The sequence below is a fragment of the Rhodococcus sp. A14 genome (assembly GCF_011603105.1).
GTDB lineage: Bacteria > Actinomycetota > Actinomycetes > Mycobacteriales > Mycobacteriaceae > Rhodococcus_F > Rhodococcus_F opacus.
On the sequence record NZ_JAAOQS010000007.1, the window covers coordinates 124,114 to 139,462 of the forward strand.

Annotated in this window: 15 protein-coding genes; 9 read left to right on the forward strand and 6 right to left on the reverse strand. The window is 68.4% G+C overall.

Features of this window, described 5'->3' with window-relative positions; translation table 11 throughout:
- Positions 1 to 17: 17 nt before the first annotated feature.
- A complete protein-coding gene (locus G9373_RS06415; protein WP_007296661.1) occupies positions 18 to 1,262 on the reverse strand; it encodes a hypothetical protein in 1,245 nt (414 codons plus the stop codon).
- Positions 1,263 to 1,536: 274 nt separating this feature from the next.
- Between G9373_RS06415 and G9373_RS48125 the strand changes: the two genes are divergently transcribed.
- Positions 1,537 to 2,571 (forward strand): M23 family metallopeptidase, encoded by a 1,035-nt coding sequence (locus G9373_RS48125; RefSeq protein ID WP_346842809.1) that lies wholly within the window; start codon positions 1,537 to 1,539, stop codon positions 2,569 to 2,571.
- Positions 2,571 to 2,738, forward strand: a complete 168-nt coding sequence (locus G9373_RS46275) for a hypothetical protein (RefSeq protein WP_240960392.1) — start codon at positions 2,571 to 2,573, stop codon at positions 2,736 to 2,738. Before G9373_RS48125 ends, G9373_RS46275 begins: the two co-directional genes overlap by 1 nt.
- A 3-nt stretch (positions 2,739 to 2,741) precedes the next feature.
- On the opposite strand, the gene G9373_RS06425 is transcribed toward G9373_RS46275, so the two are convergent.
- Positions 2,742 to 2,882: a hypothetical protein gene (locus G9373_RS06425; protein ID WP_240960393.1), complete on the reverse strand. Its 141-nt coding sequence runs from the start codon at positions 2,880 to 2,882 to the stop codon at positions 2,742 to 2,744.
- A gap of 214 nt (positions 2,883 to 3,096) precedes the next feature.
- Between G9373_RS06425 and G9373_RS06430 the strand changes: the two genes are divergently transcribed.
- Entirely contained in the window at positions 3,097 to 4,239 is a 1,143-nt protein-coding gene (locus tag G9373_RS06430; protein ID WP_167114450.1) for an RNA-guided endonuclease TnpB family protein, read from the forward strand.
- A 214-nt stretch (positions 4,240 to 4,453) separates the two neighbouring features.
- Positions 4,454 to 5,077 carry a uracil phosphoribosyltransferase gene (gene upp / locus G9373_RS06435; RefSeq protein ID WP_095867340.1) on the forward strand — a complete coding sequence of 208 codons (624 nt, stop codon included), beginning with the start codon at positions 4,454 to 4,456 and terminating at the stop codon, positions 5,075 to 5,077.
- 8 nt (positions 5,078 to 5,085) lie between these two features.
- Here the strand turns inward: upp and G9373_RS06440 are convergent, their stop codons facing one another.
- Complete coding sequence (locus G9373_RS06440; protein WP_167114453.1) at positions 5,086 to 6,675, reverse strand: phospho-sugar mutase; 1,590 nt, start codon at positions 6,673 to 6,675, stop codon at positions 5,086 to 5,088.
- Positions 6,672 to 7,454 (reverse strand): purine-nucleoside phosphorylase, encoded by a 783-nt coding sequence (locus G9373_RS06445; protein ID WP_167114456.1) that lies wholly within the window; start codon positions 7,452 to 7,454, stop codon positions 6,672 to 6,674. The genes G9373_RS06440 and G9373_RS06445 overlap by 4 nt, the downstream gene beginning before the upstream one ends.
- 20 nt (positions 7,455 to 7,474) lie before the next feature.
- Between G9373_RS06445 and G9373_RS06450 the strand changes: the two genes are divergently transcribed.
- From G9373_RS06450 to G9373_RS06460, 3 genes are read left to right on the forward strand one after another with little or no spacing between them, the layout of a single operon-like run.
- On the forward strand, positions 7,475 to 8,173 hold the full coding sequence (locus G9373_RS06450; protein ID WP_065490393.1) for an enoyl-CoA hydratase-related protein: 699 nt from the start codon (positions 7,475 to 7,477) through the stop codon (positions 8,171 to 8,173).
- Between the two features lie 12 nt (positions 8,174 to 8,185).
- Positions 8,186 to 9,346, forward strand: a complete 1,161-nt coding sequence (locus G9373_RS06455; RefSeq protein ID WP_167114459.1) for a M20 family metallopeptidase — start codon at positions 8,186 to 8,188, stop codon at positions 9,344 to 9,346.
- Positions 9,343 to 10,494 (forward strand): M20 family metallopeptidase, encoded by a 1,152-nt coding sequence (locus G9373_RS06460; protein ID WP_005256968.1) that lies wholly within the window; start codon positions 9,343 to 9,345, stop codon positions 10,492 to 10,494. The genes G9373_RS06455 and G9373_RS06460 overlap by 4 nt, the downstream gene beginning before the upstream one ends.
- 19 nt (positions 10,495 to 10,513) lie before the next feature.
- Here G9373_RS06460 and G9373_RS06465 read toward each other — a convergent pair whose 3' ends face one another.
- Entirely contained in the window at positions 10,514 to 10,975 is a 462-nt protein-coding gene (locus G9373_RS06465; RefSeq protein ID WP_005256966.1) for a gamma-glutamylcyclotransferase, read from the reverse strand.
- 116 nt (positions 10,976 to 11,091) lie between these two features.
- Here G9373_RS06465 and G9373_RS06470 point away from each other — a divergent pair, with 116 nt between their 5' ends.
- Together G9373_RS06470 and G9373_RS06475 are read left to right on the forward strand one after the other, a co-directional pair.
- Positions 11,092 to 12,495: an NAD(P)H-quinone dehydrogenase gene (locus G9373_RS06470; protein ID WP_120659307.1), complete on the forward strand. Its 1,404-nt coding sequence runs from the start codon at positions 11,092 to 11,094 to the stop codon at positions 12,493 to 12,495.
- A 169-nt stretch (positions 12,496 to 12,664) separates the two neighbouring features.
- On the forward strand, positions 12,665 to 13,849 hold the full coding sequence (locus G9373_RS06475) for a PLP-dependent aminotransferase family protein (RefSeq protein WP_167114462.1): 1,185 nt from the start codon (positions 12,665 to 12,667) through the stop codon (positions 13,847 to 13,849).
- Here G9373_RS06475 and glpK read toward each other — a convergent pair.
- Positions 13,834 to 15,327: a glycerol kinase GlpK gene (gene glpK, locus G9373_RS06480; RefSeq protein WP_167114466.1), complete on the reverse strand. Its 1,494-nt coding sequence runs from the start codon at positions 15,325 to 15,327 to the stop codon at positions 13,834 to 13,836. The genes G9373_RS06475 and glpK overlap by 16 nt on opposite strands.
- Positions 15,328 to 15,349 lie beyond the last annotated feature (22 nt).

A 15,349-nucleotide genomic window follows, 5' to 3' on the forward strand; every position in this document is an offset into this window, starting at 1 on the left:
GCCCCGAGGGCGGACGCTCACACCGTCCGCAAGCGGGCCTCGAACTCCCGCTCGAGCGTCCGCCACGCCTCGGCCTCCGCGTCGAACGGTGCACTGGGCGCCATCCGCGTCGGATCCGGGTTGAGGACGAACGAGACGTACCAGCCCAGCGGCTCGGACGTCGCGAGTGCGGTTTCCACCGAATCGTCGTCGGCGAAATCGGCTGCATCGGTGAACAATTCGACGGCGAGGTCGAGCTGATCGGCATCGACGGACTCCGGGCCCGCGGCCAGGTCGTCGGCGAGACCGGGCAGGACGTACACATTCTCGTCGGTGACCTCGACCTCGAGCGATCCGTCGACCGCCGCCACCTGGATCTCCTCGTACGTGCTCACCTGCGCGAGGGCGTGCTCGTGGTTGTCGGCGAGATACCGAGCCAGCGCGCGTTCGGACGTGAAGACGAAGATCGCGCCGTCACGCCCGAGGAAGATCGCGTCGTCGTCGAGGTAGCAGCGGAGCGTGAAGTAGGTCTCCCCGGACGTGATGATCTTGACGGGGTCGACACCCACCGCCCCCCAGAACGAGTCGTCCTCCTCCTCGTCCTCGGTATCGAGGTCGAGCGCGACGAACTCTTCGTCTTCCTCCGCCTCTTCGGCCACGTCGTCCACGTCGACGGTGTTCTCGTCGGCGGCCACCAGTTCGGCCTCGGCGACGGCTACCGCCTCGGCGTCCACCTCGGGGGTGGCGACGATGTTGTCGACGGCGTCGAGGACGTCATCCCAGCCCTTCGCGATGGCGGTGCCGATCTGGGCCCACAGCTCCTCGCCCTCACGGCCCTCGAATGCGCTGGCGCCTGCGGGCAGCGCGCCGAGAATGGGATTCGCATTGAAGAACTTGGTGACCGCGTCCAGCTCGCAGACCTCACCGATGTTGCGCACCATGTTGAGCGTGTCTTCGAGTTCGCTCACGACGAGGGCCTCGGGGTCGCTCGCCGCCAGCTCCGGAACACCGATCAGATCGAAGCAGAAGTTCTCATCGGGCTCGAGTTCGGCGGCGGACAGTCCGGACACCACACTCCAGGCAGGGTGCTCGACGAGATCGTTGTCCGTGTTCGTGCGGATGAAAGCAGCGAGTTCTGCCACTGATTCGAACCCATAGAGGTCTTCCTCGTGACCAAGGAATGCTTCCCACTCGTCGTCACCCTCACGCCACCGTGGTGCCCACAGTGTCACGAGGTCGCCGTCGGTGAGACCGAGTTCGATCGGGACGATGTCTCCAGCCATGGCGCGAAGCCTATCGACCCCGCGGCCAAAGTTATACCCGGGCTGTGTGCGGACCGTTTCCGACGCCCGCCGCCGCCGTGTCGCAGCAGCTGCGACCGAGTCGGCCCAACGGGGCGAACGGCGCGTATCGGAGCCTTACCATGACTTTCACAATGCGTCGAACCGTTCGAGGAGGGTGCGTGTTCCGGGCCGGCGAGGTAACTCGACGACCCCGCCGGCGACGGTCGTCCGTCTCCTCGATCGCAGTGCCGGGGATGTGCGCGGCGACCATCGCGTGCGGCGGTCAGACGCCTCCGGTTCGGATTCGCCGGAGTGGGGGACTGAATGGTCCAGCGCCGAACGGCTGTCGTCGACCGCTCGGCTCGACGGTCCCTCACCCGTCGCGCTGTCCATGCCGTTCGCCCCGTCCCCCGTCGCCGCGACGGACGGTCGGAACGATCTGACGTTCGAGGTCCACGTGACGAACACCGCGGCCGTTCCACTGGTCGTGCAGCGCGTGCAGATCGGCTCGGCCGACGGAGCGGACAGCGACCTCGCGAACTACGAGGGCGGGTCGGTCGCGGCGAACATGAACCTCGTGGGTGACAACGCGACCCCGACCGATCGCCTGCAGCCGGCCCAGCTCGGTTTCTTCTTCGTCGACGTCGCCATGGACGAGGCGACCCCGGTGCCGGCAGGGATGAAGGCGACGGTTTCGGTCCGTGCGCTGGAGACGCCGCCGCCGGATCAGCCGATTCCCGGCCTCGCGGGCATGGTCGACGAATCCGGCGGTCCCGTGCCTGCCACCCTCGACACCTCGGTGACCGTCCAGGTCTTCGACGGGACGGTCCCGGTGATCGGCCCGCCCCTCCGCGGGGACGGGTGCGCGGCGATGGAAGGCTGCTGCGCCGACAACACCCATCATCGCCGCGGCGTCTGGTCGGTCGACGGACGGCTGCTGAACTTCGAGCGATACGCGATCGACTTCCTGGGGGTGGACCGCGAGGGCTTCGCGTACCGGGGCGACAACACCAAGGAGAACTACGTCGGGTGCCGGGCCGACGTGATCGCGGTGGCCGACGCGGAGGTCGTCTCGGTTCTCGACGGCCAGGAGGAGAACATGATCGGGGAACCGCGGCCCGAGCGCAACCTCACCGAGGCGACTGGCAACCACATAGTCCTGGACCTCGGGAACGGCGTGTACGCGTTCTACGGCCACTTCGTGCCGGGCAGTATCTCGGTGAAGGAGGGCGATCACGTCGAGAAAGGGGCGGTGGTGGGTCAACTCGGCAACAGCGGACAGTCGACGGCGCCGCACCTGCACTTCTGATGGACAACACGAATCCGGCGTTGGCCGAGAGCGTGCCGTTCGAGTTCGACGCGGTCGACCTGGCAGGGCACGCGACGCTCGAGGACGTCACGTATCTGCCCACTCCGGAACCCCGTACCGACGAAATGCCGCTCAGTCAGACGGTCGTCGACTTCGCTGGGGAGTGACCGTCACACCTTCCCGAACCCGTCCTGCAGCGTCGTCATGCCCCGGGTGCGCTGTCCGGTGGCGAGCCGGGCGGCCTCCTGGGTGGTGCTCGTGATCATCGTCGCGAGTGTGCCGGCCTCGAGCGTCGAGATGGAGTGGTCCATCCAGAGATCGGTCAGCGTGCCTTTCCCGTCATACTGCGGCTGTGACCTGATCGGACTCGCTCGACTCGGCGATACTCGCGGTAGCCGCCCTCAAGTCGTTCATCGTCATCCCCAGTCGGATTTGATCCGTGAATCTTTCGGGGCAAACCAGGTCCTTCAGGTCCGGGTAGCCGATCCCCTGCCTCTGGAATTTTAGGATGTTAGTCTCTCAGTCATGGCGGGGAGGGTGGTGAAGCGGGCGTTCAAGTACCGCTTCTATCCGACCGCGGTGCAGGCGGAACAGCTTGCTCGGACGTTCGGATGCACCCGGTACGTCTACAACCGGGCGTTGGCCGAGCGCTCGCGTGCCTGGTCGCAGGAACGGCGGCGGGTCACCTACGCGGACACCTCGAAGATGCTCACCGGATGGAAGCGGGACACCGAGACCGAGTGGTTGTCGGAGCCGTCGAAGGGGCCGTTGCAGGAGTCGCTGCGGCAGTTGCAGGGCGCGTTCGACAAGTTCTGGCGCAAACAGACCCGCTACCCGCAATTCAAGAAGAAGGGCCAGTCGAAGGATTCGGCGACCTACTACTCGAACTGCTTCACCTACCGCGGCGGGCAGATCCGGTTGGCCAAGCAGTCCGAACCCCTGGACATTCGATGGTCGAGGCCGCTACCGGAGGGGGCCGCGCCGTCGCAGGTGACGGTGTCGCGCAACGCTCGCGGTCAGTACCACATCTCGATCCTCGTCGAGGACACGATCACCGAGTTCGGGCCGACCGATCAGGTGGTCGGGCTCGACGCCGGGATCACCAGCCTCTACACGCTCTCGACGGGAGAGAAGATCACCAACCCGCGCCATGAGCGCAAGGACCGTGAGCGGCTGGCGAAGGCGCAGCGGGTGCTGGCCAAGAAGGAGAAAGGATCCTGTAACCGGGCCAAGGCCCGACAAAAAGTCGCGAAGATACATGGCCGGATCACCGATCGGCGTCACGATTATCTGCACAAACTCTCCACTCGACTGGTGCGCGAAAACCAAGTGATCGCCATCGAGGATCTGAGTGTGCGGAACATGGTCAAGAATCGGTCGTTGTCTCGGGCGATCTCGGATGCGAGTTGGTCCGAGTTCCGGTCCATGGTCGAGTACAAGGCCGATTGGTACGGGCGGCGGGTGGTGGCGATCGACCGGTTCTATCCGTCGTCGAAGACCTGCTCGGTGTGCGGGGGAATCGCCTCGGAGATGCCGCTGACCGTGCGGGAGTGGGCGTGCCGATGCGGCGCCGTCCACGACAGGGATGTGAACGCGGCGAAGAACATTTTGGCCGTCGGACTGACGGTGGCAGCCTGCGGAGATGGTGTGAGACCGCCCCGCACATAAAGTGTGGGGAGGCAACTATCTGTGAAACAGGAACCTCGGGACGCGAGTCCCGAGGGGAATCTCGGTCGTTCACGGCCGAGAGGACGTCAAACCGGTCACCATATTGGATGGGACGGCCGCCCGCCGCCGGTGAGACCCGATTCGGTTCCGCCCCCGATTCGCCGAGAATTGCTCTCCTGCGAAATCTCGCCCCGCGCCCCCTTATTCTTCGAGAATGAACACGCACGTCGTCGACCACCCGCTCGCAGCGGTCCTCCTGACAACGATGCGCGATGCGCGCAGCGACAATGCCACATTTCGCGCCGCCTTGCGAAGGCTGACACACATGTTGGTGTACGAGGCGATGCGCGAGGCTCCGGTCGAGACATTCGACGTGGTCACGCCCATCGCCACGACCGACGGGGTGCGGCTCACCCATCCGCCGTTACTCGTTCCCGTCCTGCGCGCCGGACTGGGCATGGTCGAGCAGGCCAGCAGCCTGATCCCGCAGGCGCGAGTCGGTTTCGTCGGCATGGCCCGGGACGAGGAGACGCATCTGCCGGTGCCGTACCTCGAGTCGCTCCCCGCGGACCTGTCCGGCATCCCGGTGTACGTCCTCGACCCGATGCTCGCGACCGGCGGTTCGATGGTGCACACGATCGAGTTGCTCGTCGCCCGCGGCGCCACGGACGTCACCGCCGTGTGCGTCGTGGCGGCGCCCGAAGGTGTTGCCGCCCTCTCGGCGTCGGGTCATCCCGTGCGACTCGTCACCGCTGCGGTTGACGAGGGGCTCAACGAGGACGCGTTCATCGTGCCCGGCCTCGGCGACGCCGGGGACCGTCAGTTCGGGCCGCGCTGACTCCTCGGCTACAGGGCTTCGGCGAACTCGCGCAACAGGTTCAACCGGGTCGCGGCCCTCTCGCGGGCTGTGGGTAGCGCCGATCGATCGGGCACCGGGACGACCGCCTCCAGGTAGCACTTGAGCTTGGGTTCGGTTCCCGAGGGACGCACGACCATCCGGACGGTGGACCCCGCGAGAACGACCGCGTCGGTGCGGGACTGCCCCCGCAGTTCCGCCAGATCCGTGGCCTCGACGGGTTCGCCGGCCAGTTCGGCAGGCAGATCCGACCGCAGGCGTCGCATCATCGCGGTAATGTCCGCGAGGTCGGTGACACGTCGCGATACCTGGTCTCCGGCGTGCAATCCGAATTCGAGCGCGTAGTCGTCCAGCCTGTCGAGGAGTGTCGACCCGTCTGCCCGCAGCGTCGCGGCGAGGTCGGCGGCCACCACCGCGGCGGAGATGCCGTCCTTGTCGCGCACCGACTCCGGGTCGACGCAGTGACCGATCGCTTCCTCGTACGCGTACACGAGACCCTCGCCGGCCCGCACGAGCCACTTGAAACCGGTGAGGGTGCGGGCGAAGCGGGCGCCGCGGGCCTCGGCGAGCTTTCCGAGGAGGGCGGACGAGACGATCGTCGTCGCGACGAGCGAATCGGCCGGGGCGGACGCGAGGACGTGCTCGCCGAGCAGGATGCCCGTCTCGTCGCCGCGGAGCATCCGCCAGCCGTCCGGTCCGCGCACGCCGACCGCGCACCGGTCGGCGTCCGGGTCGAGGGCCAGCGCGATGTCGGCGCCGACCTCCGCGGCGAGAGCGAGGACGGCGTCCGCGGCCCCCGGCTCCTCGGGATTGGGGAACTGGACGGTCGGGAAGTCCGGGTCCGGGTGGAACTGTGCGGCGACGGTGTGGACGTCGGTGAATCCGGCGGATTTCAGTGCGGTGACCGCGGTCTCGCCGCCGACGCCGTGCATGGCGGTGAGCGCGATGCGCAGTGTCCGCGACCGTCCCGTCGGCAGGGACGCGACCCGGTCGACGTAGCGGTCGAGGAGTTCCTCGGACGCTGGTGTCACCGGGGTGCGCGGCACGAGGTTCGCCGGCCCGACCCGGGTGATCGATGCTTCGATCTCCCGGTCGGACGGAGAGATCAACTGGGCGCCGCGGTCGAGGTAGACCTTGTATCCGTTGTCGGCGGCGGGGTTGTGGGAGGCGGTGATCTGCACGCCGGCCGCGGCGCGGAGGCGGCGGACCGCGAACGCGACGATCGGCGTGGGGAGCGGGCGGGGGAGGAGGACGACCGAGAATCCCGCGGCCGCCAGTACTTCCGCCGCGGCGACCGCGAACTTCTCGGATCCGTGCCGCGCGTCGCGCCCGACGACGACGGTGGAGCCGCCCAGGCACCGGTCTTTCAGCCACGCGCTCAGCCCGGCCGTCGTGCGGATCACGACGGCGAGGTTCATGCCGTTCGGGCCTGCCCGCACCGGCCCGCGCAGGCCCGCGGTCCCGAAACTCAGCGGAGCGGCGAATCGGTCGGCGAGCTCGTCTGCGGAGAGATTCGCGAGTTCCGCCCGGGTTTCGGGGTCGGGATCGGCGTCGATCCAGTCCGCGATCGCATCGTTCATAAGCGTTCCACCAGTTCTCGCAGGAGACCGCCCATGCGGTCGGCGGACGCCCGGCCCGCGGCGAGGACCTCCTCGTGGTTCAGGTGCTCGCCGGTGATGCCGGCCGCGAGATTCGTCACCATCGAGATCCCGAGGACGCGGGCGCCGAGCGCCCGCGCCGCGATCGTCTCGTGGACGGTGGACATGCCGACGAGGTCCGCGCCGATCGTCCGCAGCATGCGGATCTCGGCGGGGGTCTCGTAGTGCGGGCCCGGCAGCCCGGCGTAGACGCCTTCGGTCAGCGACCCGTCGATGTCGCGGGCGAGGGCCCGCAGTTCGGGGTCGTACGCGTCGACGAGGTCCACGAACTCCGCGCCCACGAGAGGTGATCGGGCCGTGAGGTTGAGGTGATCGCTGATCAGCACGGGTTGTCCGACGGTGAAGTCCTCGCGGATTCCGCCGGCCGCGTTCGTCAGGATGACGGTCGTCGCTCCGGCGGCGATGGCCGTCCGCACCGGGTGGACGACGGACGACAGGGGATGGCCCTCGTAGGCGTGGGTGCGGCCGAGCAGGACGAGGATCCGCTTGCCGCCCACCTCGACGGAGCGGATCGTTCCGGCGTGACCCGCGGCGGCGGGCGGTGTGAACCCCGGTAGATCGGCCATCGGGACGGTGCAGAGTGATTCGCCGAACCGGTCGGCGGCGGCATTCCACCCCGATCCGAGGACGACGGCGATCGAGTGTTCGGCGCAGTTCGTGTGCGCGGCGAGCGCGGCGGCCGCGGCGTCTGGCGTTCCCATGAGGCGATAGTCTTCCACTCATGCCCTATCTCGATCGCGACGGCGACGTATTCATCCTGTACCTCGGCAGCGAGGGCGAGACGGACAACGAGAACCGCTTCCATCCGGACTGGATCGACGCCACCCACGCCGCGCTGGACGAGGTGGAAGCCCATGAGGGTCCCGCCGCGCTGGTCACGACCGCGACGGGCAAGTTCTTCACGAACGGTCTGGACACCACGTGGATCTTCGCCAACACGGACAAGCTCCCGGAATACCTCGACCGGGTGCACACGATCTACAGCCGCCTCCTCGCGTTCCCTATGGCCACCGTCGCCGCCGTGCAGGGGCACAGTTTCGGTGCCGGCGCGATGCTCGCCACGTCGCACGACTTCCGGGTGATGCGCGCCGACCGCGGGTTCTACTGCCTCCCCGAGGTGTCGCTGAACATGCCCTTCACCGTGGGGATGTCGGCGCTCCTGAACACCCGTCTGCCCAAGCAGACCGCGGTGGAGGCGATGACGACGGGCCGCCGCTACGGCGGTTCGGACGCGCTCGCCGCGGGCATCGTCGACGAGATCGCGGACGGCGACGGCGTCCTCGCGGCCGCGGTGACACGAGCCGCCGCACTGACCGCCACCCGCGGCGCCAACCTCGCCGGGATCAAGCGCGGAATCCATCACGACGCCCTCGCCGCGCTCGCCACGGTGACGGACAAGAGCAACTTCAGCTTCGGGTGAGAGAATGAGCACGTGAATGCGGATGTCGAGGCGGCGGTCAGGTCAATCGAGACCGATCTGATCGCGCTGTCCCATTCGATCCACAGCGAACCGGAACTGGCGTTCGAGGAGTTCCGGAGCGTCGCGAAGATCACCGAACTGCTCACACGCAGCGGGTTCGACGTGCAGTCGGGCATCGCGGACCTGCCCACGGCGTTCGACGCCACGTTCGGCAGCGGCGACCTCGTCATCGGTATCTGCGCCGAGTACGATGCGCTCCCGGAGATCGGTCACGCGTGCGGGCACAACATCATCGCGGCGTCCGCGGTCGGTGCCGGCTTCGCGCTCGCCACGGTCGCCGGCCGGCTCGGGATCACGGTGCGGGTCATCGGGACGCCCGCCGAGGAGAGCGGCGGCGGAAAGATCGCCATGCTCGAGAAAGGCGTCTTCGACGATGTCGCGGCCGCCCTGATGGTGCATCCGGGTCCGATCGACATCACGGGAGCGACGTCCCTCGCGCTGGCCGACATCGCGGTCACGTTCACCGGCCGCGAAGCGCACGCGTCGGCCGCACCGGAGTTCGGGCGCAACGCCGCCGACGCCGCGACCGTCGCCCAGGTCGGGATCGGCCTGCTGCGCCAACACCTCTCGCCGGGGCAGCAGATCCACGGGATCGTCTCCGACGGCGGCACCGCGCCCAACATCGTTCCCGCACGCGCCGAAATGCTCTACTACCTGCGCGCCGAGACGGCGTGGGCGCTGTCCGAGCTGACGACACGCGCGGAGGCGTGTTTCGCGGCCGGCGCACTCGCCACCGGGTGCACGCACGAGATCCGGACGGTGTCGCCCACGTACACGGAACTGACGCCGGACCCGTGGCTGGTCGCGACGTACCGGGAGCAGATCATCGACATGGGACGGACACCGTTGCCGCTCGAGTGGGAGGGCGTCCGTCCGCTGGGCAGCACCGACATGGGCAACGTCACCAACGTCCTGCCCGGAATTCATCCCGTCATCGGCCTCGATTCGGGCGGCGCGGTGACGCATCAGCCTCGGTTCGCGGCGGCGTGCATCACCGGGTCCGCCGACCGCGCGGTGATCGACGGAGCGATTGCGCTGGCTCGCACGGCAGTTCGCGCGGCAACGGACGACACACAGCGGGTGCGGTTGTTGGAAGGAGTTGATCGCCGGTGAACGCGGCAGTCGACAAATGGATTCTCGCTCACACCGACGAACTCTCCCAGTGGCGTCGACACATCCACGCCAATCCCGAACTCGCGCGACACGAGTACGCGACGACGGAATTCGTGGCGACCCGGCTGGCCGCGGCCGGTCTGTCGCCCGAACTGCTGCCCGGCGGGACGGGCCTCACGTGTGATCTCGGACCGTCGGACGGTCCCCGCATCGCGTTGCGCGCCGACATCGACGCCCTTCCGCTCCAGGAACTCACCGGCGCCACGTACTCGTCGACGGTGCCGGGCGTGTCGCACGCGTGCGGACACGACGCCCACACCACGATCCTGCTGGGAACCGGTCTGGCGCTCAGCGAGATCCCCGACCTCCCGGTGGGTGTCCGGCTGATCTTCCAGCCCGCCGAGGAGGTCATGCCCGGCGGTGCGCTCGACGTCGTCGCTGCCGGACGGCTCGAGGGGGTGTCGCGGATCTTCGCCCTCCATTGCGATCCGCGGCTCGCGGTCGGCCGGGTCGGGGTGCGGCTCGGCGCGATCACGTCCGCGGCCGACACCATCGAGGTCGTGCTCGACTCACCGGGCGGCCACACGTCGCGTCCGCACCTGACCACCGACCTCGTTTTCGCGCTGGGCACCGTCGTGACCGGGTTGCCGGGCATGCTCAGCAGGCGGATCGACCCCCGCACCGGCACCGTGATGGTGTGGGGTGCCGTGAGCGCAGGCCGGGCGCCCAACGCTATTCCGCAGACCGGCATGATGACCGGCACCGTGCGGACCGGCGATCACGAGACGTGGGAGATGCTCGAGCCGCTGGTCCGGGAGATCGTCCACGGTCTGCTCGCGCCCACCGGGGTGCGGTACCAGCTCAACTACCGCCGCGGCGTCCCGCCCGTCGTTAACGACGAGGTGTCGACGCGCATGTTCGAGGACGCCATCCGCACGGTCGGCCCGGACGCCCTCGCGGACACGCCGCAGTCCGGCGGCGGCGAGGACTTCTCCTGGTATCTCGAAGAGGTTCCCGGTGCGATGGCCCGGCTCGGCGTCTGGTCGGGCGTCGGCGAGCAACTCGACATCCACCAGCCCACGTTCGATCTGGACGAGCGGGCGCTGGGCGTGGGGGTCCGGGTGCTGTCGAGCCTCGTGCTGGGCTGAGGCGCGGCGTCAGGCGGTTCTATTCGGTGCCCGGTCCGACGTTGCGGCTGTTGCGGGTGCGCAGGTCGCGCACATAGTCGGAGGGGGCCCCGGCGATCTCTGCGGCGTCGGCCATCACCCCGAGGTAGCGAGCGGACGGCAGGCCGCCCTCGTACGCGTCGAGCACGTACAACCAGGCGAGAACGGGTTCGCCGTCGGTGTCCACGCGGACGCGGATCTTGCGGTGGATGCCGAGTTCGGAGCCCTCCCATCGGTCGAGGCTGACCTCGTCCTCCTCGGGGACGTCGTAGAGCACGACGAACACCTTGGAATCGGGGTCTTCGACCACGGTGGCGAGTGCGCCCTCCCAGCCGATGTCCCCGCCACTGAACGTCAGTCGCCAGCCGTGCAGCCAGCCCGTCCCCGCCATCGGCGAGTGTGGGCAGCGCTGCAGCATCTGCTCGGGATGCATGTTGGACCCGTAGGCGGCATAGATCGACACGGCGGCAAGCCTAAACGGTGGCTAGTAATCTGTTGCATGCAGTGCACGACACGACGCGCTGCGATCGCAGGAAGAGCCGGCCGGAGACCCCGGTCGACAGTTGAATTGGAGGACAGATGACCCGAATCGTGATCATTGGTGGCGGGCCTGCCGGATACGAGGCAGCGCTGGTGGCCGCACAGCACGGCGCCTCCGTCTCCTTGATCGATTCGGACGGGGTGGGCGGCGCCTGCGTTCTGTTCGACTGTGTGCCGTCCAAGACGTTCATTGCCTCCACCGGCGTGCGCACCGACATGCGGCGCGCCACCGACCTGGGCATTGCGCTCGATCCCGAGCAGGCCACGGTCGCGCTGCCGCAGATCCACGCCCGCGTGAAGAGCCTCGCGCAGGCGCAGTCTTCCGACATCCGCACCCGCCTGCAGACGGTGGGTGTCGAACTGCTGTCGGGCACCGCCGAGATCGCCGACCCGCGACTGGGCATGGCGTCCCACCAGGTGTGTGCCACCCTCGGGAACGGCGAGAAGAAGACACTCGACGCGGACGTCGTCCTGATCGCCACGGGCGCGAGCCCCCGGGTGATCCCCGGGGCGGAGCCGGACGGCGAGCGCATCCTGACGTGGCGCGACCTCTACGACCTCGAGGAGCTGCCCACGCACCTCGTCGTCGTCGGTTCCGGTGTGACCGGTGCCGAGTTCGTGTCCGCCTACACCGAGATGGGCGTCAAGGTCACGCTGGTGTCCAGCCGCGACCGCGTTCTGCCCGGTGAGGACGCCGACGCCGCCCTCGTGCTCGAGGACGTCCTCGCCGAGCGTGGCGTCACCCTGGTCAAGCACGCCAGGGCCGATGCCGTGAAGCGCACCGAGGACGGCATCGTCGTCGTGCTCGCCGACGGCCGGACGGTCGAGGGCAGCCACGCCCTGATGACCGTCGGTTCGGTTCCCAACACCCAGGGTCTCGGACTGGAGAAGGTAGGCATCGAGCTCGACAAGGGCGGATACCTGCGCGTGGACCGTGTGTCGCGGACGCCGGTGTCCGGGATCTACGCGGCGGGCGACTGCACCGGTCTGCTGCCGCTCGCGTCCGTCGCCGCCATGCAGGGCCGCATCGCGATGTACCACGCGCTCGGTGAGGGCGTCAGCCCCATCAAGCTGAAGACCGTGGCCTCGGCCGTGTTCACCCGCCCCGAGATCGCCACCGTGGGCGTCAGCCAGGCTGCGATCGACGACGGCGAGGTGCCGGCCCGCACCGTCATGCTCCCGCTCAACACCAACCCGCGCGCCAAGATGTCCGGACTGCGCCGGGGCTTCGTGAAGATTTTCTGCCGTCCGGCCACCGGTGTGGTCATCGGCGGCGTCGTGGTGGCCCCCAACGGCTCGGAACTGATCCTGCCGATCGCGATCGCCGTGCAGAACAACCTCACCGTCAACGATCTTGCCGCGACGTTCTCGGTGTACCCGTCGCTGACGGGTTCGATCACCGAGGCGGCACGCCAGCTGATGCGGCACGACGACCTGGACTGATCCCGAAGTGTGGGATATGCATTTCACATAGTGGCTCCTCCGGTGAGATAGTCGGGGCACGGTTCGAAATCATCGACCCGTGCCTCGGCGCTCTCCCGCCCCGCAGACCCAGGACGGACAGGGTGTTCCTCACCTGATCCCTGCTTTGACGTGCCTCCTGGGAGTCGACATGCCGCAATCACTTGCCCGCCGCATGGATGGTCTGCACAGCTCCGCCATCCGTGACCTTCTCACCCTCACCGCCCGGCCCGACGTGGTCAGCCTCGCAGGCGGGCTGCCCGACCCCGAATTCATTCCGCGCGAACGGATCCGGAAGGAAGCCGAACTCGCGCTCGCGGACCCGGCCTCCGTCCAGTACGGCGAGACCACCGGGCTGCGCCGGCTCCGCGACGTGCTCGCCGCCCGGGAGGGCGCGAAGATCGGCCGGCCGCTCGGCGCCGCCGACGTCGTCGTCACCCACGGCTCGCAGCAGGCGCTGAGCCTTCTCGCGCAGGTGCTGCTCGATCCCGGCGACGTCGTGATCGTCGAGGAACCCGCCTACACCGGAGCGCTACAGGTGTTCCGGGCCGCGGAGGCCGATGTCCGGTCCGTCGCACTCGACGCCGACGGGATGGACACCGACGCCCTGCAGGGCATGCTCGAGGACGGATTGCGGCCCACGGTGGTCCACACGGTGAGCAACTTCCACAACCCTCGCGGCGTCGTCCTGGCGCCCGGCCGCCGGGAACACCTGGCCGCACTGGCGGACCGTTACGGCTTCTGGGTGATCGAGGACGACCCGTACGGTGAACTCTTCTTCGACGGGCCACCGCCCGCACCCGTCGCCGCGTTGTCGGACCGGGTGATCCGGCTGTCCAGTGCGTCGAAGATCCTGGCGCCTGCGCTGCGGGTCGGGTGGCTGCACGGCGACCGGCGGGTGTGTGAGGCCGTCGAGCTGCTCAAGCAGGGCGCGGACCTCTGCGGTTCATCGCTGACGCACCAGATCGCCGCCGGACTGCTGTCGGACGAGCCGTGGCTGGGCCTGCATCTGGAGATGCTGCGCGCCCGCTACGGGTCCCGGGCCCGGGCGCTCGCGGACGGCGTCACCTCGACGTTCGGCGACCGCGCCCGCGTGTCGTCGGCGGCGGGCGGGATGTTCTGCTGGACCGAGCTCACGGACGCGGACATCGACACGGCGGCACTGCTGCAGACCGCCGTGGACCACGGTGTCGCCTTCGTCCCCGGATCGGCTTTCGGCGTCGCCGCGGAGCACCGGAGCGCTCTGCGGCTGTGCTTCGCGACCTGTTCGGAGGACGTGCTGACGGGTGCTGCGGCGAGACTCGGCGACGCGTACGCCGATCACGCCCAGTCGTAGGTCCGTTCGACCGCCTTGTTCCACTCGGCGTAGAGCCGGGTGGACTCGGCCTCGTCCATCGCGGGTTCCCACGTCTTGTCGACGGCCCAGTTCGCGCGGATGTCGTCCTCACTCTCCCAGAAGCCGACGGCCAGCCCGGCGGCGTACGCGGCGCCCAGAGCCGTCGTCTCGTTGACGACGGGACGGATGACGGGCACGGCGAGAATGTCCGACTGGAACTGCATGAGGGTCTCGTTGACGACCATGCCGCCGTCCACCTTGAGGGAGGCTAGTTCGACGCCCGAATCGGCGCGCATCGCCTCGATCACCTCGCGGGTCTGATATGCGGTGGCCTCCAGGGCGGCCCTGGCGAGATGGCCCTTGTTCACGAACCGGGTGAGGCCGACGATGGCCCCGCGGGCGTCGGGCCGCCAGCGCGGTGCGAACAGTCCGGAGAACGCGGGCACGAAGTAGGCGCCGCCGTTGTCGTCGACCGACTTGGCCAGATCCTCGATGTCCTTGGCGGACTCGATGATTCCCAGGTTGTCGCGCAGCCACTGCACCAGTGAGCCGGTGACGGCCACCGACCCCTCGAGGGCGTAGACGGCCGGCGCGTCACCGATCTTGTAGCAGACCGTGGTGAGGAGTCCGTGCTTGCTGTGCACGGGTGTGGTCCCCGTGTTGAGCAGCAGGAAGTTCCCCGTTCCGTACGTGTTCTTCGCTTCGCCCTCCGACAGGCAGGCCTGCCCGAACGTGGCGGCCTGCTGGTCGCCGAGGATTCCGGCCACCGGCACGCCGGGCAGCGTCCCGTGCGGGCGTCCGACGCCGTAGACCTCCGACGAACTGCGGATCTCGGGCAGCATCGACATCGGGATGCCGAAATCGGCACAGATCTCCGGATCCCAGTCGAGGGTCTCGAGATTCATCAACAAGGTGCGGGAGGCGTTGGTGACATCCGTCACGTGCGTGCCCTCGGTGATGTGCCACAGAATCCAGCTGTCGATGGTGCCGAAGCAGAGCTCGCCCGCGTCCGCCTTCTCCCGTGCGCCGTCGACGTTGTCGAGAATCCACCGGACCTTCGGCCCCGAGAAATACGTGGACAGCGGCAGGCCGGTGCGCTTCCGGTACCGGCCCGGGCCCTCGTCGCCGCCGAGTTGCGTGCACAGTTCGTCGGTGCGCGTGTCCTGCCAGACGATGGCGTTGTACACGGGTTCTCCGGTGTTCCGGTCCCACACGACCGTCGTCTCCCGCTGATTGGTGATGCCGATCGCGGCGATGTCGCGTTTGGTGAGATCGGCCTTCGCGAGCGCGGACGCCACCACTTCACGGGTGTTGATCCACAGCTGGGTCGGATCGTGCTCCACCCAGCCTGCGCGCGGAAAGAACTGCTCGTGTTCCTTCTGGGCGATGCTGACCACGGCGCCGTCGTGATCGAAGATCATGCAGCGGCTGGAGGTGGTGCCCTGGTCTATCGCGGCGATGTACTGAATCACACGCATGAAGCTACTAGCCTGGCAGAGA

Coding starts and splice junctions, on each gene's coding strand:
- G9373_RS06470 (WP_120659307.1), top strand. CDS start 11,092: ATGACCCGAATCGTGATCATTGGTGGCGGGCCTGCCGGATACGAGGCA.
- glpK (WP_167114466.1), bottom strand. CDS start 15,327: ATGCGTGTGATTCAGTACATCGCCGCGATAGACCAGGGCACCACCTCC.
- G9373_RS46275 (WP_240960392.1), top strand. CDS start 2,571: ATGGACAACACGAATCCGGCGTTGGCCGAGAGCGTGCCGTTCGAGTTC.
- G9373_RS06430 (WP_167114450.1), top strand. CDS start 3,097: ATGGCGGGGAGGGTGGTGAAGCGGGCGTTCAAGTACCGCTTCTATCCG.
- G9373_RS06475 (WP_167114462.1), top strand. CDS start 12,665: ATGCCGCAATCACTTGCCCGCCGCATGGATGGTCTGCACAGCTCCGCC.
- upp (WP_095867340.1), top strand. CDS start 4,454: ATGAACACGCACGTCGTCGACCACCCGCTCGCAGCGGTCCTCCTGACA.
- G9373_RS06440 (WP_167114453.1), bottom strand. CDS start 6,675: ATGAACGATGCGATCGCGGACTGGATCGACGCCGATCCCGACCCCGAA.
- G9373_RS06425 (WP_240960393.1), bottom strand. CDS start 2,882: ATGGACCACTCCATCTCGACGCTCGAGGCCGGCACACTCGCGACGATG.
- G9373_RS06415 (WP_007296661.1), bottom strand. CDS start 1,262: ATGGCTGGAGACATCGTCCCGATCGAACTCGGTCTCACCGACGGCGAC.
- G9373_RS06445 (WP_167114456.1), bottom strand. CDS start 7,454: ATGGGAACGCCAGACGCCGCGGCCGCCGCGCTCGCCGCGCACACGAAC.
- G9373_RS06450 (WP_065490393.1), top strand. CDS start 7,475: ATGCCCTATCTCGATCGCGACGGCGACGTATTCATCCTGTACCTCGGC.